This is a genomic window from Ruegeria sp. (assembly GCF_028066395.1).
In the GTDB taxonomy this organism is placed as follows: Bacteria; Pseudomonadota; Alphaproteobacteria; order Rhodobacterales; family Rhodobacteraceae; genus Ruegeria.
On record NZ_JALCBM010000001.1, the window covers coordinates 1 to 23,674 of the forward strand.

The 23,674-nt window shown below is 62.4% G+C and carries 25 protein-coding genes and 2 tRNA genes; 12 read left to right on the top strand and 15 right to left on the bottom strand.

All coding sequences use genetic code 11. The annotated features are described in order from the left end of the window. The first annotated feature begins 77 nt into the window (after positions 1–77). A tRNA-Glu gene (locus MPJ51_RS00005) sits at positions 78–152 on the top strand. 49 nt (positions 153–201) lie between these two features. Here MPJ51_RS00005 and MPJ51_RS00010 read toward each other — a convergent pair. Continuing rightward, a complete protein-coding gene (locus tag MPJ51_RS00010; protein ID WP_298380946.1) occupies positions 202–1,755 on the bottom strand; it encodes a sulfatase-like hydrolase/transferase in 1,554 nt (517 codons plus the stop codon). A gap of 330 nt (positions 1,756–2,085) precedes the next feature. After that, positions 2,086–2,175 (bottom strand) — tRNA-Ser (locus MPJ51_RS00015). 203 nt (positions 2,176–2,378) lie between these two features. Between MPJ51_RS00015 and MPJ51_RS00020 the strand changes: the two genes are divergently transcribed. From MPJ51_RS00020 to MPJ51_RS00055, 8 genes are all read left to right on the top strand, one after another. After that, a complete protein-coding gene (locus MPJ51_RS00020; RefSeq protein WP_298380947.1) occupies positions 2,379–3,545 on the top strand; it encodes an SPOR domain-containing protein in 1,167 nt (388 codons plus the stop codon). A gap of 20 nt (positions 3,546–3,565) precedes the next feature. Further along, on the top strand, positions 3,566–4,732 hold the full coding sequence (locus MPJ51_RS00025; RefSeq protein WP_298380948.1) for a D-alanyl-D-alanine carboxypeptidase family protein: 1,167 nt from the start codon (positions 3,566–3,568) through the stop codon (positions 4,730–4,732). Further along, entirely contained in the window at positions 4,729–5,355 is a 627-nt protein-coding gene (tmk, locus tag MPJ51_RS00030) for a dTMP kinase (protein ID WP_298380949.1), read from the top strand. Before MPJ51_RS00025 ends, tmk begins: the two co-directional genes overlap by 4 nt. 7 nt (positions 5,356–5,362) lie before the next feature. Further along, positions 5,363–6,484, top strand: coding sequence for a DNA polymerase III subunit delta' (locus MPJ51_RS00035; protein ID WP_298380950.1), 1,122 nt, complete (start codon positions 5,363–5,365; stop codon positions 6,482–6,484). Continuing rightward, the gene (locus MPJ51_RS00040; RefSeq protein WP_298380951.1) at positions 6,481–7,287 is read left to right on the top strand and encodes a TatD family hydrolase; all 807 of its coding nucleotides are present in this window, start codon (positions 6,481–6,483) and stop codon (positions 7,285–7,287) included. Before MPJ51_RS00035 ends, MPJ51_RS00040 begins: the two co-directional genes overlap by 4 nt. Then, on the top strand, positions 7,284–8,081 hold the full coding sequence (locus tag MPJ51_RS00045) for an MBL fold metallo-hydrolase (RefSeq protein WP_298380952.1): 798 nt from the start codon (positions 7,284–7,286) through the stop codon (positions 8,079–8,081). Before MPJ51_RS00040 ends, MPJ51_RS00045 begins: the two co-directional genes overlap by 4 nt. Positions 8,082–8,144: 63 nt before the next feature. Beyond that, the gene (locus MPJ51_RS00050) at positions 8,145–9,074 is read left to right on the top strand and encodes an AEC family transporter (RefSeq protein WP_298380953.1); all 930 of its coding nucleotides are present in this window, start codon (positions 8,145–8,147) and stop codon (positions 9,072–9,074) included. Positions 9,075–9,143: 69 nt separating this feature from the next. Further along, positions 9,144–9,848, top strand: a complete 705-nt coding sequence (locus tag MPJ51_RS00055; RefSeq protein WP_298380954.1) for a CbiX/SirB N-terminal domain-containing protein — start codon at positions 9,144–9,146, stop codon at positions 9,846–9,848. A 3-nt stretch (positions 9,849–9,851) separates the two neighbouring features. Here MPJ51_RS00055 and MPJ51_RS00060 read toward each other — a convergent pair whose 3' ends face one another. The 5 genes from MPJ51_RS00060 to MPJ51_RS00080 all read right to left on the bottom strand — a co-directional run bounded on the left by MPJ51_RS00060 (position 9,852) and on the right by MPJ51_RS00080 (position 14,225). Continuing rightward, positions 9,852–10,844 (bottom strand): GGDEF domain-containing protein, encoded by a 993-nt coding sequence (locus MPJ51_RS00060; RefSeq protein ID WP_298380955.1) that lies wholly within the window; start codon positions 10,842–10,844, stop codon positions 9,852–9,854. Beyond that, entirely contained in the window at positions 10,841–11,428 is a 588-nt protein-coding gene (locus tag MPJ51_RS00065; RefSeq protein ID WP_298380956.1) for a heme NO-binding domain-containing protein, read from the bottom strand. Before MPJ51_RS00065 ends, MPJ51_RS00060 begins: the two co-directional genes overlap by 4 nt. A gap of 119 nt (positions 11,429–11,547) precedes the next feature. Then, positions 11,548–13,107 (bottom strand): trimethylamine methyltransferase family protein, encoded by a 1,560-nt coding sequence (locus MPJ51_RS00070; RefSeq protein WP_298380957.1) that lies wholly within the window; start codon positions 13,105–13,107, stop codon positions 11,548–11,550. A 122-nt stretch (positions 13,108–13,229) separates the two neighbouring features. Next, entirely contained in the window at positions 13,230–13,922 is a 693-nt protein-coding gene (locus MPJ51_RS00075) for an HAD family hydrolase (protein WP_298380958.1), read from the bottom strand. 18 nt (positions 13,923–13,940) lie between these two features. Beyond that, entirely contained in the window at positions 13,941–14,225 is a 285-nt protein-coding gene (locus tag MPJ51_RS00080) for a DUF3572 domain-containing protein (RefSeq protein ID WP_298380959.1), read from the bottom strand. An 89-nt stretch (positions 14,226–14,314) separates the two neighbouring features. Between MPJ51_RS00080 and MPJ51_RS00085 the strand changes: the two genes are divergently transcribed. After that, positions 14,315–15,715 (top strand): diguanylate cyclase, encoded by a 1,401-nt coding sequence (locus tag MPJ51_RS00085; protein WP_298380960.1) that lies wholly within the window; start codon positions 14,315–14,317, stop codon positions 15,713–15,715. Here MPJ51_RS00085 and MPJ51_RS00090 read toward each other — a convergent pair. From MPJ51_RS00090 to MPJ51_RS00105, 4 genes are read right to left on the bottom strand one after another with little or no spacing between them, the layout of a single operon-like run. Next, the gene (locus MPJ51_RS00090) at positions 15,712–16,185 is read right to left on the bottom strand and encodes a periplasmic heavy metal sensor (protein WP_298380961.1); all 474 of its coding nucleotides are present in this window, start codon (positions 16,183–16,185) and stop codon (positions 15,712–15,714) included. The two genes, MPJ51_RS00085 and MPJ51_RS00090, sit on opposite strands and share 4 nt — an antisense overlap. Then, entirely contained in the window at positions 16,182–16,535 is a 354-nt protein-coding gene (locus MPJ51_RS00095; protein ID WP_298380962.1) for a hypothetical protein, read from the bottom strand. The genes MPJ51_RS00090 and MPJ51_RS00095 overlap by 4 nt, the downstream gene beginning before the upstream one ends. Further along, positions 16,528–17,142, bottom strand: coding sequence for an RNA polymerase sigma factor (locus tag MPJ51_RS00100; protein ID WP_298380963.1), 615 nt, complete (start codon positions 17,140–17,142; stop codon positions 16,528–16,530). Before MPJ51_RS00100 ends, MPJ51_RS00095 begins: the two co-directional genes overlap by 8 nt. Before the next feature lie 6 nt (positions 17,143–17,148). Continuing rightward, positions 17,149–17,616, bottom strand: a complete 468-nt coding sequence (locus tag MPJ51_RS00105) for an EF-hand domain-containing protein (RefSeq protein ID WP_298380964.1) — start codon at positions 17,614–17,616, stop codon at positions 17,149–17,151. A gap of 222 nt (positions 17,617–17,838) precedes the next feature. Between MPJ51_RS00105 and MPJ51_RS00110 the strand changes: the two genes are divergently transcribed. Together MPJ51_RS00110 and MPJ51_RS00115 are read left to right on the top strand one after the other, a co-directional pair. Further along, entirely contained in the window at positions 17,839–18,240 is a 402-nt protein-coding gene (locus MPJ51_RS00110) for a DUF983 domain-containing protein (protein ID WP_298380965.1), read from the top strand. Beyond that, positions 18,237–18,938 (top strand): NUDIX hydrolase, encoded by a 702-nt coding sequence (locus MPJ51_RS00115; protein WP_298380966.1) that lies wholly within the window; start codon positions 18,237–18,239, stop codon positions 18,936–18,938. The genes MPJ51_RS00110 and MPJ51_RS00115 overlap by 4 nt, the downstream gene beginning before the upstream one ends. 103 nt (positions 18,939–19,041) lie before the next feature. On the opposite strand, the gene MPJ51_RS00120 is transcribed toward MPJ51_RS00115, so the two are convergent. From MPJ51_RS00120 to nuoN, 4 genes are all read right to left on the bottom strand, one after another. Further along, positions 19,042–20,709, bottom strand: a complete 1,668-nt coding sequence (locus MPJ51_RS00120; protein WP_298380967.1) for a ribonuclease J — start codon at positions 20,707–20,709, stop codon at positions 19,042–19,044. Beyond that, a complete protein-coding gene (locus MPJ51_RS00125; protein ID WP_298380968.1) occupies positions 20,706–21,485 on the bottom strand; it encodes a type III pantothenate kinase in 780 nt (259 codons plus the stop codon). Before MPJ51_RS00125 ends, MPJ51_RS00120 begins: the two co-directional genes overlap by 4 nt. A 12-nt stretch (positions 21,486–21,497) precedes the next feature. Continuing rightward, on the bottom strand, positions 21,498–22,247 hold the full coding sequence (locus MPJ51_RS00130) for a biotin--[acetyl-CoA-carboxylase] ligase (protein ID WP_298380969.1): 750 nt from the start codon (positions 22,245–22,247) through the stop codon (positions 21,498–21,500). Positions 22,248–22,301: 54 nt separating this feature from the next. Further along, a partial coding sequence (gene nuoN / locus MPJ51_RS00135) for an NADH-quinone oxidoreductase subunit NuoN (RefSeq protein WP_298380970.1) occupies positions 22,302–23,674 on the bottom strand: 1,373 nt, incomplete at its 5' end.

Genomic DNA, 23,674 nt, shown 5'->3' on the forward strand with positions numbered 1-23,674 from the left:
ACGCCAGGTTTTCAACCTGGAAAGAGGGGTTCGATTCCCCTACGGGCTGCCATTTGTGCTTGCTAACGGCTTCAAATGGCCCGTTCGTCTATCGGTTAGGACGCCAGGTTTTCAACCTGGAAAGAGGGGTTCGATTCCCCTACGGGCTGCCATTTTCCTTAGTTTCGGTACAGATTGATGACCCGGCACATGCTGCCCGGCTCATCCGCCATCTGCACGGTCCTGAACCAGCAATTCGACATGGAAGGATTTCATGTCGTCCTCGCCCAGATTGCGATCAGCCAGAAACCCTTGCGGGTGCGCCAGCAGGGATTGCCCGAAGGTGAATGTCACACCCTGCATCCCGGCGGCTTCGAGAATCGTCGGACCCACGTCAAAATGGCTGGAAGGCCCGGAATGGACCGCCGCATCGCGTGCCGGATCAAGCAGCATGAAGGTAATGCGCCGATCCAACCCATCAAATCTGGAAACCACATCACCCGAGATCACCAGATGGTCGGACATGATGACGACAACCGTGTCATCTGCGGCGTCTGATGAGCGGATCGCCTCGACAAAGTTCCAGGCCAGTTGATCCGTACAATGCACCGCATTCAACATGGTCGAAGCATCCGCCGCATAGGGGGTGCAACTGGGGGACGGCGTGCCAATCGGATGGTGGGTATCCAGCGTCAGCAAGGTCAGCAGGAAGGGAGCTTGTTCTTTCGACAGACCGTCGAACAATTGCCGCGCATGGCCGAAAAGCTCATCATCGAACATGCCCCAGCTGTGGCGGGATGAGGTTGGCAATTCGTCCAGCCCAAGGGCGACCTGATAACCGTTGTCGCGCAAAAACCGGCCCTTACCGGCGAAATCCAACGATGCGCCACCGACAAAGGCGGTGTTGTAGCCTGCGCCTCCGAGAAGCTCGGCCAGACAGTCAAAGGACTGGAACGGGTTGTCCACCTTCTCCAGCACGGCATTGCCGCCCTGCCGGGTCAGCAGAGGGATACCACACTGGCTGGATACCAAACCCCCGATTGTCCAGCTTGTCCCGGGGTATTGCACCACATCCGTGAAGGCTATGGCGTCCTCGCGCAGCTTTGACAGACCCGGCAGCAGGCCGGAGAACTGGGTCTCATCAAAATAGGTCTGCTCGACACTTTCGAGATAGAGCAGAACGATGTTCTTCCGCTCTGCCATCTGGATTTGGGCGGGCAAGGATTGCCGCCGCAACTCGGCCAATGTCGCGTCCAGACGTTCCGAGCTTTTGCCAATATACAGATAGTGCTGGGCGATTGCCGTAATCGGGAAGCTCAGGCCGACGCACAGCAACAAACTGCACAGCTGCAAAAGAAAAATCCGTCTTGTCGGCATCAGCTGCGACAGCTTTTGTGCAACTGGGTTCAGCCCCGCCCACAGCAAAACCAGCGGCGCGGATATCACATAGGCTGCAAATGCCAGCACACTCAGCGGTTGCGTCTTCCAGGCGATGCTGACGGTCGAGGCATCGAGATGGGCGAAAAACGCCTCGTTAAACGGTGTGCCCTGCAGGATGAACGATGCGGACAGGGCCGCATTCAGCAGCACCAGTATCGTCCCCAGAACAACCTGCGGTATCCGTCCGGTAAAAATCGGCCCGAAGGCCCGGAACAGGAACACTGTCAGGAAAACGATGGACAGAGCCCAGCGGAGCCCTTCGTTTCGGGTGACCGGCCCGATGACCAGCAGGGCTGGCAATGCCAGATAAAAGAACAGGACACCCAGTTTGAACATCTTAACCGAACACACTTTCAACAACCATGAAGGGATACGCAAATCCCCGGGGAAAAGCAACGAACCCTTAGACGCAGCCGTATAGGTAAGCAAAAAATGGCACGTCAAAAACCGGTGATCACAGGGTGTTTGACACTGTTGGATTGCAGTTTCCGGGTGGCCGCAAACCGGGCCGACATCCCCGTTGCTCTCTGGAATACTGCAGAAGATCACCGATCATTGTACGGGATGCTGTCGTAGAGCCATGAAATCAGACCGGAACAGGTCTCAGTTGCGACTATTGCTCAATGCTTTGATCGGAAGGTGGTTGGACAATTCGCGCAAGTCCAGTGGCGGGGAGACAGGGATTCGAACCCTGGGGACGCTCTCACGCCCAACGGTTTTCAAGACCGCCGCATTCGACCACTCTGCCACCTCCCCGCTTGAGGGCAGGGTCTATGCGCAGACGCGATCAGAGGCAAGTCATAAAGCGGGAAATCTTGCCGAAGGGTCAGCGCCGCTCTTTCCATGATAACAAGGCCACGCTATGATCTGCGGGAACACCCGCAAGAGACCGGAAAAACACCCGGCTGACAGGCGGTGGGGCCAGGCAAAAAAGGCCCGTACAGGCAAGGGATATCGAAATGAAGCAAGCGATTGGCAAACGCTTTGGCCCGTATCGGGTTGTTGCCCTGACCGCCCTGCTGACGGCCCTGTCGGCGTGCGAGGAAGGATTTCAGCTGGCATCTCCGGCGGTAGAGACGACCGAGGCAGAGGAAAACGGCGACGTGATCGAGCTGTTTCCTCAGGCAAACTCGGGCAATCAGAAGGATGTCGAGGCACCAGAGGTGTTTCAGGTTGTCGAAGCCGGGCTATGGGACGGGCGACCGTCGCTGGGCGGCATCTGGGTGGCCCATCCCGATGTCTCGCAACCCGAACGGGTGCGGATCAAGAACACCGCCAACAACAAGACCGTCACCGGCGCCCTGTTCCGGCGCGAGTTGAGCCTGTCCGGCCCGGCGCTGCAGGTCTCCTCAGCCGCTGCGGCGCAGTTGGGCATGCTGGCAGGCGCTCCGACCCGGATCGAGGTCGTGGCCCTGCGGCGCGAAGACATTGCGCCGCCCCCGGTCGAGGAAGCCCCGACGGAAGAGGTCGAAGAAACGCCCGAAGAAACCGCAACCGACGTTGATGTTGCAGCAGCCGCTGAAGTGCCTGAGGTTGAGACTGAAGAAAAGCCCGTCAAGCGCAAATGGTGGCAGAAGAAGACCACCACAGATACGGCCCCCAACGCCGCCGGAGCCGTTGCCGCAGGAGCAGCCGTTACGGCCTCGGCCAGCGAAGAGGCCGAGGATGTGGTCGAGGCAGCCACCGAAAGCCCAGCACCCGCTGCCCTGACCGATCCCGAGGTCACCGCCCCCACAGAGCAGCCGAAAAAACGCAAGTGGTGGCAGAAGAAAGACAAGAACGAGATCACCGAAACGCCGCTGGACCCGATTGCCGGGGCGGCTGCGGCCATTGATGCAGCCGAACCTGCGGCAGCTACCACAGCAGCCGTTGCCAGCACAACGACAGCCGCGCTCAGCAAGCCCTTCGTGCAGGCCGGCACGTTCAGCGTCGAGGCCAACGCCAATAGTGCGGCAGAAAAAATCCGCCGCAACGGTATGACGGCCGATGTGCGGGCGCTGCAATCCGAAGGCAAGACAATCTGGCGCGTTCTGGTCGGACCGGCCCAAACCCGGGCGGAACGCAAGGCGATCCTGGCCGATGTGAAGGACCTCGGCTTTACCGACGCCTTCACCGCCAGCAACTGATAGAACACAGGAGGCCCCCGATGCTGTCCGCGTTGCGATCCACCACCCTGGCCCTTGGCCTGACCCTGCTGGCCCTGCCCGCCCATGCCTTTGATACCACGGCGCGGGCGGCTTATGTTATGGACCAGAAAACCGGCACCGTGCTGCTGTCGAAAGAGGCTGACCAGCCACTGCCGCCAGCCTCGATGTCGAAGCTCATGACGCTGTACGTGGCGTTCGAGGCTCTGCGCGACGGGCGGCTGACGCTGGGCGAAACCCTGCCCGTCTCTGAGCACGCGATGAGCTATGGCGGCTCGACCATGTTCCTGAACACGCAGGACCGGGTCCGGGTCGAGGACCTGCTGCGTGGCATCATCGTGCTGTCCGGCAACGACGCCTGCGTTGTGATTGCCGAGGCGCTCAGCCCCGACGGCACCGAGGCAGGTTTTGCCCGTTACATGACCCAGCGGGCGCAGCAACTGGGCATGAACAACTCGAACTTTGCCAATTCCAACGGCTGGCCCGCCGCCGGGCATATGATGTCGGTGCATGATCTGGCGGTTCTGGCCGACCGGCTGATCACCGATTTTCCCGAATACTATCCGCTTTTTGCCGAGGAAGAGTTTGAATTCGATGGCCGCGCGCCGTCAAACAAGCGCAACCGCAACCCGCTGCTGAAACTGGATATCGGCGCGGACGGTTTGAAAACCGGCCACACGCAAGAGGCAGGCTACGGCCTTGTCGGATCGGCCAAGCAGGGCGACCGGCGGGTGATCTTCGTGCTTTCCGGCCTCGACAGCACCGGCAACCGCGCAGAGGAGGCTGAGGCCGTGGTTAACTGGTCGTTTCGAAATTTTGTCGAGAGGACAGTTGCCAACGCGCAAGACCCGATAGCCGAAGCCAAAATCTGGATGGGTGCGGAAAAGACCGTTGGTCTGGTGCCGCAAGAGGACCTGACCCTGCTGTTCCCGGTGCTGGGCGACAAGGACATTCAGGCCGAGGTGGTCTATGACGGCCCCATCAACGCGCCGGTGAAAAAGGGCCAGCAACTGGCTGAACTGGTGATCAAGCCCGAAGGTCTGCCGGAAATCCGCCGCCCGCTGGTGGCGGCACAGGATGTGGCGCTGGGCGGCTTTGTCGTCCGCATGATGACCGTGGGCGGCATCGTTCTGAAAGACGTCATCGGCAACCCGCTGGAGTCGATGTGACGCAGCCCGGGGTGTTTCTGACCTTCGAAGGCATTGATGGTTCCGGCAAATCCACGCAGGCCCGGCTGCTGGCCGATCATCTGCGTGCGGCGGGCCATCAGGTCATTTTGACGCGAGAACCCGGAGGCTCACCGGGGGCCGAGGAAATCCGCAATCTGGTTCTGCAGGGCGACCCGGACCGCTGGTCCGCCGAGACCGAAATTTTGCTGTTCACCGCCGCCCGCCGCGACCATCTGGAGCGCACGATCAAACCGGCCCTGGCTGCGGGCAAGGTGGTGATCTGTGACCGCTTTGCCGACAGCACAAGAATGTATCAGGGCCTGTCGCGCGGCGATCTGCGCGGGCTGGTGGATCAGCTGCACGCGCTGATGATCGGGCGCGAACCCGACCTGACCCTGCTGATCGACATGGACCCGCAAACCGGCCTGTCCCGCGCCAAGGGGCGGCAGGGGTCCGAGGAACGCTTCGAAGATTTCGGCCCCGAGCTGCAACAGCGCATGCGTGCCGGGTTTCTGGCGCTGGCCGAGGAGTTTTCCGACCGGTTCCGCGTGGTCGATGGCAATCGGGACATGGACAGCGTCGCGCAGGATGTGACACAAATCGTCACCACAGCCTTGCGATAGACAATACATGAGTGACGACACCCCGACCCCGGATCAGGCCCCCGGCGCACCCCACCCGCGCGAAACCCGCGCATTGGTCGGACAGGATGCGGCGGAACAAGCGTTTCTGAGCGCGTTCAATTCAGACCGCCTGCATCACGGCTGGCTGCTGACCGGCCCGCGCGGTGTTGGCAAGGCAACACTGGCCTGGCGTATCGCGCGGTTTCTGCTGGCGACACCTCCAGCGGATGAGGGCGGGCTGTTCGGGGCACCCCAGCCCCCCGAAACACTGGACATCGACCCGAACCATCCCGTGGCCCACCGGATGTTGGCCGGGGCCGAGCCCGGTCTGGCGGCAATCACACGGTCGCTGAACGATCAAGGCCGCTTGCGGAATGAGATCGTGGTGGATGACATCCGCAAGCTCGGCAAATTCTTCGGCCTGTCCTCAGCCGATGGCGGGCGTCGGGTGGTGATCGTGGATGCAGCAGATGAGATGAATGTCAGCGCCGCCAACGCCTTGCTGAAAATGCTGGAGGAGCCGCCTGCACGCACGACGCTGCTGCTGATCTCGCACCAGCCCTCGCGCCTGTTGCCGACGATCCGGTCGCGCTGCCGGACGCTGCGCCTGTCTCCGCTGAGCTCTGACGACATGCAGGCGGCGCTGGCGCAGGCCGGAGCGATCCTGCCCGACCAAGCCGATCATCTGGCAGCTTTGGCGGCGGGATCCGTGGGCGATGCAGTGCGGTTGATTAATCTGGGCGGGCTGGAGATTTATGCCGAATTTATCGCCATCCTCGGAACCCTGCCCCGGATGGATCGGCAACGCGCGCTGGCCCTGGCCGAAGCCGCTGCCCAGCGCGGCGCGGCGGATAAGTTCGAACTGCTGCTGACCCTGATCGACGTGGCGCTGTCCCGACTGGCCCTGACCGGCGCCACCGGCGCGCCACCCAGCCCCGAGGCCGCACCGAACGAGGCCGAAACCCTCGCCCGCCTCTCGGCCACGCCACAACAGGCGCGCGCCTGGGCCGAGGTCGCGGCCACGATCACGGCCCGGGCACGCCATGGTCAGGCGGTGAACCTTGACCCTGCCGCTCTGGTCCTAGATACGGTGTTCAAGATACAGGAAACCGCCGGTCAGAGCAGATGAACACCACCCCCGAAATCACCGACAGCCATTGCCATCTGGACTTCCCGGATTTCGACGGCCAGCTGGATCAGATCGTCGCCCGAGCCGCTGAGGCCGGGGTGACCCGCATGGTGACCATCTGCACCCGCCTGCGCAACGAACCCGGCATCCGCGCCATTGCCGAGGCGCACGCGCCCATCTTCTACGCCGCTGGCACCCACCCGATGAGCGCCGCGGACGAGCCGATGGCCACCGTTGACGAGCTGGTCGCCCTGTCGCAGCACCCCAAATTCGTGGGCATCGGCGAGACCGGTCTGGACTACCACTATACCGCCGACAGCGCCGAGGTTCAGAAACAGTCGCTGCGCATTCATATCGAGGCCGCCCAGCGCACTGGCCTGCCGCTGATCATCCACGCCCGCGCCGCCGATGACGACATGGCCCGCATTCTGGCCGAAGAACACCGCAACGCACCCTATTCCTGCGTCATGCACTGCTTTTCCTCGTCGGCCGAACTGGCCCGCGCGGCGCTTGATCTGGGCTTTTACCTGTCCATGTCCGGCATCGCCGCCTTTCCCAAAAGTCAGGACCTGCGCGACATCTTCGCCAGCGCCCCGGTGGATCGCATTCTGGTTGAAACCGACGCGCCCTATCTGGCCCCGCCGCCCCATCGCGGCAAACGGAACGAGCCCGCCTTTGCCGCCCACACCGCACAAAAAGGGGCCGAGGTGTTCGGACTGGACTACCCCGACTTTGCCGCGCAAACACAGGCCAATTTCGACCGGCTGTTCACCAAGGCCGCCCTCTACAAGGCTGCTGCATGACCGAACTGCGCTGTACCATTCTGGGCTGCGGCTCCTCAGGTGGCGTGCCGCGTCTGGGCGGGCATTGGGGGGAATGTGATCCCGAAAACCCGAAAAACACCCGCCGCCGCTGTTCCATGCTGGTGGAACGCGACGGGCCCGAGGGCACCACATCGGTTCTGATCGACACCTCACCCGATATGCGCAGCCAGTTGCTGAGCACGGGCACCGGGCGGTTGGACGGCGTTGTCTACACCCACGCCCATGCGGATCACACCAATGGGATCGACGATCTGCGGATGATCGTTTTCAACATGAAAACCCGCGTCCCGGTCTGGGCCGATGGTGACACGCAGAACCAACTGCTTGGGCGGTTCGGTTATGCTTTTGTACAGCCCGAGGGCTCTCCTTACCCGCCGATCCTGGACCTGAAAGCACTGGACGGACCGTTTCAGATCGACGGCCCCGGCGGCCCGATCCCGTTTCATCCGATCAAGGTGCAGCACGGCGCGATCGACGCGCTGGGGTTCCGGATGGGGCGACTGGCCTATTTGCCTGATGTTTCAGATATTTACGATGCGGCATGGGCGGATCTGGCTGATCTCGACATGCTGGTCATCGATGCCCTGCGCCGCACGCCGCACCCGACCCATGCGCATCTGGACAAGACGCTGGGCTGGATCGAACAGTTGCGCCCGAAACAGGCCATCCTGACCAACATGCATATCGATCTGGACTACGCCACGGTCGCTGCGGAAACCCCCGATCACATCACCCCGGCCTATGATGGCATGGTGATCCGGCAGGCGTTGTAAGGCGCTGCCGGGCGGGGTCGACATATCCCTCCACGGCGCCCAACCGGGTGAGGCGGTGCCCCCATGCAGAACCTGATCGACGTCATTCTGCCGGTTTTTCTGGTACTCGGGGCGGGGTATGCCGCAACCCGGGCGGGGTATTTCAAGGAAACCCATATCGACGGGCTGATGCATTTCACGCAGGCCTTCGCCATCCCCTGCCTGCTGTTCCTTGCCATCTCACATCTGGACCTGAGCGCCAGTTTCGACCCCGGCCTTCTTATCAGTTTTTATGTCAGCGCGGGCCTGTGCTTTACCGCCGGGATCTTCGGCGCACGCCTGATCTTTCGCCGCACGTGGGAGGACAGCGTCGCCATTGGCTTTTGCTGCCTGTTCTCGAACTCACTGTTGCTGGGCCTGCCAATCACCGAGCGCGCCTATGGGCCAGAGAACCTGACAGGCAACTACGCCATCATCGCGATCCATTCGCCCTTTTGCTACGGTCTGGGCATCACGGTGATGGAGGTCATCCGCAACCGGGGTCACAGCGGCATACGCATGGCCCGGGCGGTGTTGTCGGCGATGTTTCGAAACGCGCTGATTCTGGGGATCGCGCTGGGATTTGTCGTGAACCTTTCGGGGCTGGTCATTCCGGCGGTGGTGGACGAAGCGCTGGAACTGGTGACCCGCGCGGCCCTGCCCGGGGCGCTGTTCGCGCTGGGGGGCGTTCTGGTCAAATACCGCCCCGAGGGCGATTTGCGCACAATTCTGTTTGTCTGCTGCATCGCGCTGTTGCTGCATCCGGCGCTTGTCTGGCTGCTGGGCACGACCTTTGCCCTGCCGCAGGACCTGTTCCGGTCCGGCGTGGTGACGGCGGCGATGGCGCCGGGGTTCAACGCCTTTATCTTTGCCAATATGTATGGCAGCGCCAAGCGGGTGGCGGCCTCTTCCGTTCTGATCGGCACCGGGGTTTCCATCGTGACGGTCTGGATGTGGCTGACCCTGCTGGGCTAGCGGACGGATGGCATTGACTCTGCCCGGCAAGACGACATGTTGCACGGCAAACCCCGCGCGGAGCCCGCTATGCCACATGCCGTCATCGTCGCCCATGGCCAACCCTCGGACCCGGACCCGGCCGAGGCCAATCTGGCGCAATTTGCTGCCCGGGTCGATGCGCTGAGCCCGCAGGTCTCGGTCCATTCCGCGACACTGGCCGCGCCCGGCGCGTTGGAGGCCTGCCTGGACCGATTGCCCGAGGACACTGCGATCTACCCCCTGTTCATGGCGCGCGGCTGGTTTGTTACCTCTGCCCTGCCGAAACGCGTTGGATCGCGAAAGGTGCAGATACTGGACCCGCTGGGCATTGATCCTGACCTGCCAGCGCTGGCCGCAGGTGCGTTGCAGGGGGCAATGGCGGATCGCGGCTGGGTGGCTGAGGAGACCGATCTGGTCATCCCCGCCCATGGCTCGGGGCGTAGCCAGAACCCGGCGCGCGTCGCCACCGGATTTGCCGATGCTTTGGCGCTGCTGCTGCCGTTCCGATCCATCCGTGTGGGGTTTGTGGAACAGCACCCATCGATTTCACAGGCAGCGTCGGGGTTGGGTGAACAGGCGCTCTGCCTGCCGTTTTTTGCCTGCACCGGTGGTCACGTTCTGGACGACGTGCCCACCGAACTGACCCGCGCCGAATTCAAAGGGGCAACCCTGCCGGTGATCGGCGAATTGCCCGCAATTCAACGCCAGATCGCAGCAAAGCTGACCGAGAGTTTGGGGGCAGACCCTCACTGAAGATCACTGCTGTGCATGAGACAACGCACAATACAGACGGTGGCATGACCGCCCGTCCCTTTTGGCCGCATAAAGCGCAAGGTCGGCGGCGTGCAACATCCCCGCCGCCGTTGGGGCGTCAAACTGCGTCGACAAGGCGGTGCCGATACTGGCCGAGATCGAACAGGCCGCGCCTTCGAAGGACATCGGTTTGCCGAGTTTGTCAATCAATCGATCCGCAATACTGCGTAGTTTGCCGCTATCCAGCAGACCTTTGAAAATGATGACAAACTCATCCCCACCCACGCGCGCGACAGTATCGTCGCCGCGGGTTTCCTCCAGCATGATCTTCGCCGCCTGCTGCAACACGTAGTCACCCGCCGCATGCCCCAGCCGGTCATTGACCGACTTGAAGAAATCCAGATCCAGATTCATCAACGAAAACCGCGACTTGGTCTGGATCAGATGACCCAGAATATGATCCATCGCCCGGCGATTCTTGAGCCCGGTCAGCGTGTCGGTATAGGCCTGCTCCTCCGCCGCCAGCATCGCGCCTTGCAGGCGCAGGTTCAGCGACCGCGACGCCTCCATCGCGGCTGATTTGGCCTCGACCAGATACAGCAATTCGATGGCCAGATCGGTGCCCGAGAAATCCGCGCTGGTCAGGGCGTAGTCGCGCACGGCGTCCAGAATCGAGATGCCGAAGGACAGGTTGATCACCGCACCGCCACAGCCGGGCAAAGGCGCAATCAGCCCCTTGAGCGCCGTGCGCGGTTCATCGCGGAACTTCAAATGCAGCTTCCCGCCCGCCGTGGCCATCAGCGCCGGGAACGTGGTCACCGCCCGGGGGCGGATCAAGTCGAACAGCTCCAGAAACCCGGTGCCTTCCATCGGTTGATCCGGGCGCAGCTTTTGCAGCGTCGGACCCACCTGCCGTATCCGACCCGTCTCATCAAGCAGCACGAACATCGGGCACAGGGTTTCCAGCAATGAGGCAAGTTCACCGATCTTCATCATGGCTTGCGCGCCCCCAGTTCGAACCGGCGACCGGCGGCAAACGCGCTTTCCACCAGGGTGATCGAGATCACCTCAACCTCGCCCTGACAGCCGTCATGCGACAGCATCACCAGCGCGCCGTAATCATCCGCCATCGCCCTCAACACCCCGGTCATGACACTGGAATACCCCGGAAGGCCAGGAAAACAGTGCAGCGTGAAATCCCCCGGCGCGTTTTCGGTCAGCTCCAGCGCGGGCAGTTTCAGGTCCGAGACCGCCAGCCGCACCCGATCCGACAGATCATCCAGCGAATGCAGGAATTCGATATAGGTCACGCCCCCGAAACGCAGCAGGCGGCGCAGGTCTTCGGTATTGGGGTGCGAGACGAGGTAAGTCCCCAGATCCTCAAGAAATTCAGCCCTTGGACGTTTCAGATCCGCGCAGAGCGCATCCAAGATACGCCCCGACGTGTTGACGTCATAGAGCAGCATCGGCTCGAATTCCGAAAACCCGAGCCCCACGGTCTGGGTCGCGCGCAGCCAGCAGGGGCGCCCGTATGTGGCGCAGACGAAGGATTGTATCGCCCTGTTGATCAGACCGTGCATGGATCGCCCCTGTTTGGCTTACCCCACGATCTGATCCCAGAAAGCTTAACAAACACCCAATTTCGACAACCGGATGTTGCAAATCCTATCGAGTTTCACCTTGAAACTTTAGCGGTGCCTCAGAAATCCGTCGGCGCTCCACCCTCGGCCTTACGGCGGGCGACGAAATCTGCCAGTTCGTCGCGGATGCCGTCATCGATGGGCGGGGCCTCGAAACTGCCGACGATTTCCTTGAACATGTGATGGGCGCGTTCGGCGGTCCAGATGCCTCCGGCGGCCTCCCACCCCTCATAGTTCTTCCAGTCGCTCAGGAAGGGCTGGTAGAAGGCGGTGGAATAGCGGTCCTGCGTGTGTTGGATGCCGAAGAAATGACCGTCATTGCCCACCGACCGGATCGCGTCCAGCGCAATCTCATCAGGGCCGGTCGCGGTCAGTTCCGGGTTCATATAGCGTTGAATTTGCTGCAGAACCTCGCAATCCATGATGAACTTTTCCGGGCTGGCGATCAGACCGCCCTCAAGCCAACCGGCGGCATGATAGACGATGTTGGAGCGCGACTGCACCGCCGCCCAGATCGAATTCGACGTCTCCCAAACCGACTGACCATCGGGAACATTTGCCGCACACACGCCCGAGGACCGCATCGGCAGGTTGTAGAACCGCGCCATCTGCCCGGTCATCTGGGTCGAGCGGATATATTCCGGCGTCCCAAAGGCAGGCGCACCCGATTTCATGTCCACATTCGAGGTGAAGGTCCCGATCACGCAGGGAATGCCGGGCCGGACATATTGGAACAGCGCAATCGCGCACAGCGATTCCGCCAGAGATTGGGCAACCGCACCGGACATGGTCACCGGCGCCATCGCCCCGGCCAGCGTGAACGGTGTCACCACAATCGCCTGCCCGCGCCGTGCCAAACGCAGACAACCGTCAATCATCGGATGGTCATGTTTCAGCGGCGAGGTCGAGTTGATGTTGGTATACATCCGCGGCGTCGCTTCGAACTCTTCATGGCTGAGGCCGCTGGCGATCCGCACCATCTCCATCACGTCCTCGACCCGCTCTTTGCCCAGCGAATAGGCGTGCATGGCCTTGTCGGTCAGCGTCAACTTGTCATAGAGCACATCCAGATGGCGGGTGCTGGCATGCAGGTCCACAGGCTCGACCGGATAGCCGCCCGCGAAGTGGATGCAGTTGAAATACTGCGTCAGCTTCAGCAGATCCTGACACATGCGGCGATTGCCGGGGACCTTCTTGCCGATCTCCATATCCCAGTAGTTCGGCGGCGAGGACACGTTGCCAAACAGCAGGTTGTTGCCGCCAACGGTAATCGTGCGATCAGGGTTGCGCGGCGTGATGGTGAAGGTCGACGGGGCCTTGGCCACCATCTCCATCACAAAATCGCGGCCCATGCGGACATTGTCGCCGTCGATGGTGCAGCCTGCCTCGCGCAGGATGCCGATGGCCTCTTCGTTGTAGAATTCGATCCCGATCTCTTCGAGGATACGCATCGCGCCTTCATGGATCGCCTCGATCCCTTCGGGCGGCAGCGGTTCGGTCGGCTGGTCGATATTGACCGGCGGATTCCACGGCATCTGTTCGATCACGCTTGCGCCACGCCGCGCCGCCGCCCCCGCGCGGCCACCGCCGCGTCGCCGGGAAGTGTTTCTGTCGGCCATCTGGTCCTCCGGGTCCTGCTTTTGCCTTAAAAAGCCCCGAAGCACCGCGTATGGCCGCTCTGTCTGCGACAGGTATTGTCGTTTTTCAATTACGAAGCGGCGAATTTACCCGGCGAGCGGCGTTAACGTTCAGACAACCAGCCGGGGATATGCCCGATATCGGGCAGAACCACATCCGCCAGCGGCTTTAGCACGTCGGCCGGGGCCATGCCGGTCAGCACGCCGATGGTGACCATGCCTGCGGCGCGTCCAGCCTCAAGATCATGCAGGCTGTCGCCCACCATGGCGATGCGCGACGGGTCCACATCCACATGCCGGGCAAAGGCCAGCAATTGCCCCGGCCCCGGCTTGAACCCGTGGCCGCTGTCATAGCCCGCGACAAAGTCGAAATGATCCGCAATCCCGACCGAGGCCAGATGCTGCACCGCCGAGGTTTCGGCATCATTCGTCGCCACCCCCAGCCGCAGCCCGGCGCTGCGCAGCGTGTCCAGAAACGGGGCCAGCGGCACGGCGGGCACCTGCCGCGCGTCAGCCGAGGCGTCGTTCAGAATGGCTACGATCCGGGGCTGGGACAGGTTTGGAAGATGCGGCGCCAGCGCCTCGGCAATCTCATCCACTGTTCCGGCGATGACCACGCTGTCGGGGGCGTAGCTTTCCGAGGCCAGATCGAAACCGATGATCTGCCCCAGTTCAGCGGCGCGCGCCTCATCGCCGTCGGCCAGCAGCAGGACGGCTTCGCGTCCGAACGCGCTCCAGGTTGCGGCGAAATCGAAAAGCGTGCCGTCCTTGTCGAACACAAGCGCATCAATGGGCATGGGAAAGCTCCTGCAGGGTTAGATCCAATGCATGTCCGCATTACCCGCCAGAACCGCACGGGCCTGACCCGGTTGCTCATAGGGCACGGAATTGGCGTCACAAAAAGCGATCACCCACGAATCGTCAAGCACCAGAAAATCCAGGACCGAGGTCAGAAACTCGGCCTCGCCCGCCCGGTCGCGCAGGTCCTGCGCCGAGGCCCCCGTCGCGCCCAGGAAAACCGGCAGTAATTCGTCATTTTCCACCAGCCAGCGCAGGACGTTAAGGGCCAGAGTTTCGGCTGAATCGGCTGAGATCGGCATAAACGCGCCTCGGGTCAGGGTTTGGAAAGGGTTTATTAACCAGAGTCATAAACACTTTGGCAACGCATGCAATCGAACGGTGAATGGCTATGTCCGTGCAAGGAACGATACTTGTCCTCGACGGGGTTTCAACCAACCGCATCATGTTGAAGGTCCAGTTGACCGCAGCATGGTATCAGGTCGTACAGGGCGAAAAAGCCGACGGTCTGGCGGCGCTGCTGCGGCGGACACGGCCCGATCTGGTGCTGACCGCCAATTGCCTGCCGGATGGCACCGCAGCGGATGTGAAACGGCTGATGATGGCCGATCCCGCGCTGGCCGATGTGCCGATCGTCGCCATCGTGCCGCAGAATGACAAGGCGGCGCGGTTGCAGGCGCTGGCGGATGGCATGGATGACGTGCTGGCGCATCCGTTCAAGGACACGTTGCTGCTGGCCCGTGTGCGCAGCCTGCTGCGCGCCCGCGCCGACCGGCAGGACATGCGCATCCGGGGCGATTCGCAATCGGTGGGCTTTGCCGAACCTGCCGTGACCCTGATCGCACCGCCACCAACGGCCCAAATCGCGCTGTTGACTCGAACCGCCCCTGTTGGCGCGCAGTGGCGCAATGCGCTGACCCGGGACACCCGGCATGACGTAACCTGTCATATGCAGCAGAACCTGCGCGGCGTGCTGTCGGGGGTCACCCCGGATGCGATTGTGGTCGAAATTGACCCGGATGGAACCGGGCTGAACATACTCGCTGACCTTCGGTCGCGCAGGGCCACACGGCATACGGTTCTGATTGGAGTAACATCATCCGACAACGCCGATCTTGCCGCCGGGGCGCTGGATCGCGGCGCGGATGCGGTGTGTCTGGGCGACTTTAACACCGATGAGCTGTCATTGCGGCTGGATACGCTGATCGCACGCAAGACGCAGGATGACCGGCTGCGCGCTCAGGTGCGTGAAGGGTTGGTTGAATCGCTGACCGACCCGCTGACCGGGCTGCACAACCGACGCTATGCCATGCGTGCATTGGATCAAATCACCCGGCAGGCACAGCAATCCGGGCAGGGATTCGCGGTCATGCTGGCGGATCTTGATCACTTCAAGGCGATCAATGACCAGTTCGGCCATGCCGGTGGCGATCTGGTCCTGTCCGAGGTCGCCAAACGCCTGCAATCCACTGTGGCAGACGCCGGTTTCGTGGCTCGTATCGGGGGTGAGGAATTTATGATCGGCCTGCCCGACAGCACACGCAAACAGGCGCTGCGGATGGCCGATGTGATTTGCGACTGCATCTGCCGCACCCCTTTCCGGCTACCCGACCACAAAGCGCTGATTCCCGTCACGATCAGCGTCGGCCTGAAACTGTGCAACCCGCCCGAACTGGCCATCGAGGGGGAGGATGACGCGCTCAGCCAACTGATCCGTGCCGCCGATCAGGCCCTTTATGCGGCGAAACAGGCGGGCCGCAATCAGGTGCAAATCCGTCAGAGCGCAGCCTAGTGGTCCCGCCCCCTGCGGTGCGGGCCACGCCGAACCGTGTCTTCCAGTTGGTCGGCATAGACCTGGCGCTCCTGATCACTCATCGCGGTAACGCGGGCCAGCCATTGCTGATGCAAGGCCGTCTGCAGATCCGCTGTTGCCTGCGCCTGCTGTGCCAGCAGCAGTTCGACTGCGACCGGATCGAAGGGCACGGTGCGCAAGGCGGCGCTCAGGGCGCTGAAATCCTCGGACCGGCGATGCGAGCCCCTGCTGCGCATGTCCGACAGCTGCCCGCGCAGCGCCTTCCTGTCTTCCTTGGGCAGGGCGTGATACAGCGTGGGGCCGAAACCCGGGGGAACCCTGCCCCGGTCATCGCCCCGGAACCGCAGCACGGTGCCCGCGACGACACCGACAATCAGCAGGTTCACCGCCAGAGAAATCACCAGCAGCACCGGCATCCACCTGCGTTTGGGTTTGGGGGTGTCGCTCATTCCGTCTCCTCCAGAATAACCACGTCCAGGCTCAGGTCAGCGACCAGATAGACCGTCTCCTGCGACAGCAGGTAATTGGCGGGATCGGGCAGGAACGCAGGCGCAGAAAAGCCGATCCAGACACCCGCCGCACTGGCCGCCGCAAGCCCACCAAAGCCGCGCCAGCCTCCGATGCCGTCAAAGGCCCGCCGCCAGATCGGGCGCGCGGCCCTTGGGACGGGTGCAAGACGCTGCAGCCGCACGGCCTCGGCATCCGTTTCGATCCGCACCGCCAGCACCTCGGGCAAGGCCGGACGGTGCTGCCGGGCGGCGGCAAACAGATGATCCAGTTCCTGATCGTGGTCAGCCATTTTCATACCCCAGTTCTTCTCGTCGTTCGGCCAGGATTGCGGCCAATGCGCGTTTCCCCCGTGCCGTCAGGCTTTCGACCGCCTCGACCGACACCTCCATGATCCCCGCAATCTGCGGGTTGGGCAATTCCTCGATATGCCGAAGCACCACGGCCTGCCGCTGACGTTCCGGCAATTGATCCAATGCCGATTGCAGGGCGTCCTGACGGGCGGCATCCTGCATCCGGTCCACCACGCTGGGGGTGCTATCGGCAGGATCGATCCCGTCCTCCAGTGGGTCGGGCCGCTTCCTGCGCCGCAAGTCCCGGCACAGGTTCAGCGTCACCCGATACAGCCAGGTCGATACCTGCGCATGCCCCGCTTCCCAATCCGGCGCTATCCGCCACAACCGCATCATCGCTTCTTGCGTGATATCCTCGGCCTCGGCCCGGTTGCCCAGCATCCGCAGCGCCACCGAATAGCAGCGCGGCCCCAGCCGATCCGTCAACTGCCGGGCCGCCATGGCATCGCCATCGGCAAAGCGGCCCAGCAACGCCGCGTCGCTGAGCCTGCGCGCGGCATCCGTGTCACCGCGCGCAAGTGGTGGGCCGGAGGTCAGGTCCTCCATCCTGCATCAGTTGTCGTCGTGGTCCGAACCACCGTGCCGCTTGTGCTTGCGGCCCATCTTGTCCTTTGCATCCGCATATTCCTGTTCCGAGATCGACCCGTTCCCATCCGCATCAATCCGTTCGAACATCTTGGACGCGTTGCGCGGTTTGGGCAATTCATCCTGGCTGAGGAAACCGTCCTTATTCACATCACGCTGCGCAAACTTGGCCGCAACACGTTCATCGGCTTTGGCCCGTGCCGCCGCCTGCATTTCCTCAAGGCTCAGCTGGCCGTCGCCATCCGTGTCGGTCGACGTGAATTTCGCCTGACGGCTGGCCTGAACCTCGGCCTGTGTGACCTGACCATCGCCATCGACGTCAAGCTCCTGAAAGGTTGGCAGCGGGCGATCCCGATCTCCGCGCGCCAGAACCGATGTGCCGGTGACAGCGACCGCGGTCAGAACGATGGCCGAGATAAAAGATGCGGTTTTCATTACAGAATTCCCTTGATGATGCGGACCAGTGCCGCTGTTGATATATCTGAAACGCAGCAGCGCCGGGTTTCCGTCGCGCCCGAGTCAATTTTTCTTGGCCCGCTTTGGAAACCCCTGTGAAATCTGATATGATCAACCAAGCCGCCGCAAAGCGACGCACCCCCTTTTCGGATGGGTCCCACACCCGCTATATCGGCCCGAGGTAAACGCGCGAGTATCGAAATGACAGATCAAACCCTGGCCCCGACCACCGAAGAGGAAGAGCGCCCGACGCGGCCTGCCCTCATCCGCGGGTTCCGCTGCAAATGCCCCAATTGCGGCGAGGGCAAGCTGCTGCACAGCTATCTCAAGGTGAACGATGCCTGCGACCAATGCGGGCAAGAGCTGTTTCATCACCGCGCCGATGACGGCCCGGCCTATCTGACGATTCTGATTGTCGGGCACTTGCTGGCCCCGGTACTGCATGTTTCATACGTGCATTGGCGGCCCGATCCGTGGACCATGGCGATTGTCCTGTCCCTCGGGTGCGTGGCGTTGTCGCTGTATCTGCTGCCCCGGCTGAAAGGGGTCGTGGTGGCCTATCAATGGGCGCGCCGCATGCACGGGTTCGGCAAATCCGCATGAGCCAGGACAAGACCGCGATCCGCAATGCGGCCACGGTGATCGTACTGCGGGACCGGTTCACTGACCCGTCCATCCTGATGGGTCAACGCGGCGCGGCAGCGGCCTTCATGCCCAACAAGTTCGTTTTTCCCGGCGGTGCCGTTGATGCCGCCGACGCGGATATCTCGCTGGCCGCCCCCCTGCCCGACATCTGTTTCGAGCGTCTGTCCGAACGGGCCAATCCCGGTCTGGAAAATGCCTTGGCCGTGGCCGCGATCCGCGAGTTATGGGAGGAGACCGGCCTGATCCTGGGCCAGCCCGGCCAATGGTCGGCCCCGGTGCCCGCCGACTGGCAGAGCTTTGCCGCCATGGGCTTCGTCCCCTCGGCGCAAGCGCTGCAATTCGTCTTCCGCGCGGTGACGCCCCCCGGACGCCCGCGCCGGTTCGATGCGCGGTTCTTTCTGGTCGATGCGGATGCCCTGCAAGGCAACCCGGACGATTTCACCCATGCCTCGGACGAGCTGTCGCATCTGCAATGGGTCAAAATCCGCGACGCCCGCAATTTCGACCTGCCCTTCATCACCGAGGTCGTTCTGGCCGAAATCGCCGCGCGCGCCACGCAGGTGGAGCCACCGCAGAGCATTCCCTTCTTCCTCAACAACGAAGAAGCCAGCCTCTTCCTGCAGCTACGGGGCTACCCAATGCCGCAGAGCGACTAACGCTTTGCGTTTGATTTGAATCGGAATACGCTGCCTCTCCCTTCGGTCGAACGCGCATTCCGATGAAAGTGCCTCAGATAAAACGCAAAGCACAGTAAGCGCCCTATCGCATCCGGCTGACCACCACGGTGACCTCGGGCTTTTTGCCCAGCTCGGCCTTGGCGGTTTGGCGCACGATCCGGCGCAAGCCTTCCTCCAGCTTGTCATCGTCGCGCAGTGTTTTGGCATCAGCGCGCATCAGGAACTGGTTCAGGTCTTCCTCGAACACGTCGATGATCGCGGCGCGTGAACTGCCCAGTTCCGGCAGACCCATCGTGTCACACCATGGCTCGCCCAGCGGTTCGTCCTCTTCGTCCAGAATCACCGTCACGGTGACATGCCCGTTCAGCGCCATGCGGATACGGTCGCGCACCACGCCATCCAGCGCGCCGATCTGCACGGTGCCGTCCAGATAGGTCCGTCCAGTCTCGATATATTCCGCCACGGTGGGCGCGTTGCCGGTCAGGTCCAGCATGGTGCCGTTCACTGCCAGAATTCCGGTGCGTCCACCCGCCTCGGCCAGTTTCGCGTGTTCGCGCAGGTGACGGTGTTCGCCATGCATCGGGACCACCATCTGCGGGTCGATCAGCGCATGCACCTTCTCAAGATCGGGCCGGTTGGCGTGACCCGAAACGTGATAGAGGCCCGAGCTGTCATCGACCACATCGACGCCCTTCTCGCTCAGCTGGTTGATGATGCGAATCACACCGCGTTCATTGCCCGGGATGGTTTTCGACGAGAACAGGAACAGATCGCCCTCTTTCGCCTCAAGCCCGCGATACTTGCCGCGTGCCAGTTGCGCGCTGGCGGCACGGCGTTCACCCTGACTGCCGGTGACGATCAGCATCAGGTTCTGACGCGGCACATCCGCGGCCTCTTCGGCGCTGATGACCTTGGGGAAATCGGACAGGATGCCGGTCTCGGTCGCAGCCTCGATCATCCGGCGCATGGCGCGGCCCAGCAACACGACCGAGCGCCCCGCCCGTTGCCCGGCCTCAGCCAGCGTCTTCACCCGCGCCACGTTTGAGGCAAAGGTGGTGGCGATCACCATGCCCGAGGCATCCTGCACCAGTTTGGTGATCTCAGGCCCCACCTCGGATTCCGAACGCCCGGCATGGGTTGAGAACACATTGGTGCTGTCACAAACCAGCGCCTTGACGCCCGGTCTGGCAACCTCGGCCCACAGGTCGGGATCAAAGGGTTCGCCCACCACGGGGTTTGCATCCAGCTTGAAATCGCCCGTATGCACGACACGGCCCGCAGGCGTGTCGATCACCAGCCCGGCGCTTTCGGGGATCGAGTGCGACACCGGCAGGAACCCAACCGTAAACGGCCCCACCTTGATCTGTTCGGGCCAAGCGGAGGCGGTGCGCACCGCCTCGATCGGGTGGCCATGTTCGTCCATCTTGCGGCGGGCAATATTGGCGGTGAAGGCGCGCGCATAGACCGGCGCGCCAAGGTCGCTGTAGCAATGTGCCACGCCGCCCACGTGATCCTCATGCGCGTGGGTGACAAACACCGCCTCAAGCTGGTCGGCGCGTTCCTTCAACCAAGTGATGTCGGCGAAGATCAGATCGACGCCGGGTGAGCTATCCATGTCCGGAAACGCCACGCCCAGATCGACCAGGATCAGCCGCTCCTGCCCCGGTTTGCCATAGCCATAGACATAGGCGTTCATGCCAATTTCACCTGCCCCGCCCAGCGGCAGATAGATCAGTCGTTCATTGCTCATGTCGAGCTGTTATCCTTGTTATAGCGATGGATCACGGTCAGCCCGTGCATCGTCAGATCATCCTCGATTGCGTCGAACCCCACATCGGCCTGATCGAACAGGGGGGCGAGACCGCCGGTTCCGACGACTTTCATCGGCATTCCGTATTCCGCTTTGATGCGGGAAATCAGCCCTTCGATCAAACCGGAATAGCCCCAATACACGCCGGATTGAATGCAGCCAACCGTATTCGTACCGATCACCTTTTCGGGCCGGGTGATATCGATATGCGGCAGGGCGGCGGCGCCTTGATGCAGGGCTTCAAGGCTCAGGTTCACGCCGGGTGCGATGATGCCGCCCACATAGGCCCCATCTGCTGCCACAACGTCGAAATTGGTGGCGGTGCCGAAATCGACCACGACAACATTGCCACCATGCCGGTCAAAGGCCCCGGCGGCATTGGCCAGCCGGTCCGGGCCGGGCACCGTGCCCTCGTCAATGCGGGGATTGACCGGCAGCAGGCATTCGGGTTTGCCCACAACCAGCGGGCGGCAGCCAAAGAACCGATCCGCAAAAACCCGCAGGTTGAACACCACGCGCGGCACGGTGGACGAGATGATCACGTCCGAGATGTCCGCCTCGATCCCGTAATGTTTCACCAGCGTCGAATACCATGTGAAATACGCATCCGCCGTGCGCGAATGGTGGGTCGAGGTGCGCAGGGTGCACAGGAATTGTTCGCCGTCCCAGATCGAGAAAACGGTATTGGTATTGCCGCAATCAATCGCCAGAAGCATGCCCTGCCCCTTTCAGAAATACACATCCGCCGCCGGTATGCTGACGCGGCCCTTGGCGGTGTTTAGGACAAGGTTGCCGGTCGCGTCTACCGTCTCGAACGTGCCAACGGTTTCTGACGTTGCGGTGCGGGCGGTGATGACCTCGCCCAGGCGGGCCGCGCGGGACAGCCAGGCGGTGCGGATCGGTTCGAACCCGTAGGTGGTGAACTGGGTTTCATACCTTGCAAAAGCGGCGGCGAGTTCGGTCAGGAAATCCTGCGGTGTGACCAGCGCGCCGGTCTCCGATAGCAGGGATACGGGACGCACAGCGCCCGGTTCGACCATATCGGCGCCGGGGGCCTCGGACAGGTTGACGCCGATGCCGATGGCCAGATGCGAAACACCGCGCCCCTGCCCGGTGCTTTCCAGCAATATCCCGGCCAGCTTGCCGCCATTCAGCAGTACATCATTGGGCCATTTCAGCGTCAAACCCGCCGCACGGCCCGTAACCGCGACGCAGGCGTCAAACAGCGCCAGAGCGGCAACAAAGCTGCGCAGCGCCGCCTGTTCCGGGTCACCATCGGGGCGCATCAACAAGGTCGCGGCCAGATTGCCCTTGGGGTTGTTCCACTCCCGACCCCGCCGCCCGCGTGCTGCGGTCTGGTGATGGGCCATGATCCAGACCGGACCCGCTGCCGTGGGGGCGATCCGCGCGGCCTCGTTCAGGGTGCTGTCGACCTCTTGCAGAACGTGCAGGCCGTATCCCTGCGGCCAATCGCTCATCTCAAAAAGGCCCGGTCAAGTGACCGAGCCCCTCTGGTTAGCACTGACCAAAGATCAGTTGACAAGCGTTGTCGCGGCAGCGGCCGCCGCGCCCTCGATCCCGAACTGGTAGAACACGCCGATCAGCATCAGCGCCGCCGACCCCATCAGGGCACCCCACAGAACGGGGGAGGATCGGGTCTCGATCGGATCTTCGTTCTCGGCCCCGAAATACATGTAGAACACGATCCGCAGGTAATAGAAGGCACCGATAACCGACGAGATCGCCGAGACGATGACCAGACCGGTCAGCCCCGCATCCACACCGGCCTGCCAGACGCCGAACTTGGCGAAAAAGCCCAGCATTGGCGGCACACCCGCAAGGCTGAACATCAGGATCAGCACGGCCAGCGCCTTGCCCGGATCACGTTTCGAATATTGCCGCAGCGCGTCGATATCGGTGACGGGCTTGCCGTCCCGTTCCATCATCAGGATAAAGGCGAAGGTGCCTATATTCATGGTCACATAGATCGCCAGATACATCAGCATCGCCTTGACGCCCAGTTCCGTCCCCGCGGCCAGACCGATCAGCGCGTACCCCATATGGGCAATGGACGAAAACGCCATCAGCCGCTTGATGTCCCGCTGCCCGATAGCCGCAACCGCGCCCAGCAGCATCGACAGGACGGAAAGCAGCACGATCACCTGCTGCCAATCCTTCACGACCCCTCCGAACGCGTCATGCAGCAGGCGAGCGAACAGCGCCATCGCCGCCAATTTCGGCGCGGTGGCAAAGAAAGCGGTGATCGGCGTGGGTGAGCCTTCGTACACATCCGGTGTCCACATGTGGAACGGAACGGCGGAAACCTTGAAGGCCAGACCCGAGATCAGGAAGACCAGACCAAATAGCAACCCGACCGAGATATCGTCGTGATGCACCGTCTGGATAATGCCCGAGAACAGCGTGGTGCCGGTGAAGCCGTAAACCAGCGACGCGCCGTACAACAACAGCCCCGAGCTAAGCGCGCCCAGCACGAAGTACTTCAAGCCCGCCTCAGTCGATTTCGCGCTATCGCGGCGCAGCGCGGCCACAACGTAAAGCGACAGGGATTGCAGCTCCAACCCCATATACAGCGACATCAGGTCCCCGGCACTGACCATCATCATCATGCCGACAGCCGCCAGTGCGACCAGCAGAGGGTATTCGAACCGCAGCAGGTCGCGACGGGCCATATACTCCTGACTCATTAGCAGCACAGCGGCGGCGGACAGCAGGATTGCGACTTTGGCAAAGCGGGCAAAGCCGTCATCGACGAACATGCCGTTGAAAGCCACGTTGGTGCCGTCACCATTGGTGGCAATCCAAATCGCCAGCAGCGCCATCAGCCCCGCGGTCGCCCAGACCAGCACCGGTGCCAGCCCGTCCTTGCTGGTGTAGACCGCCCCGA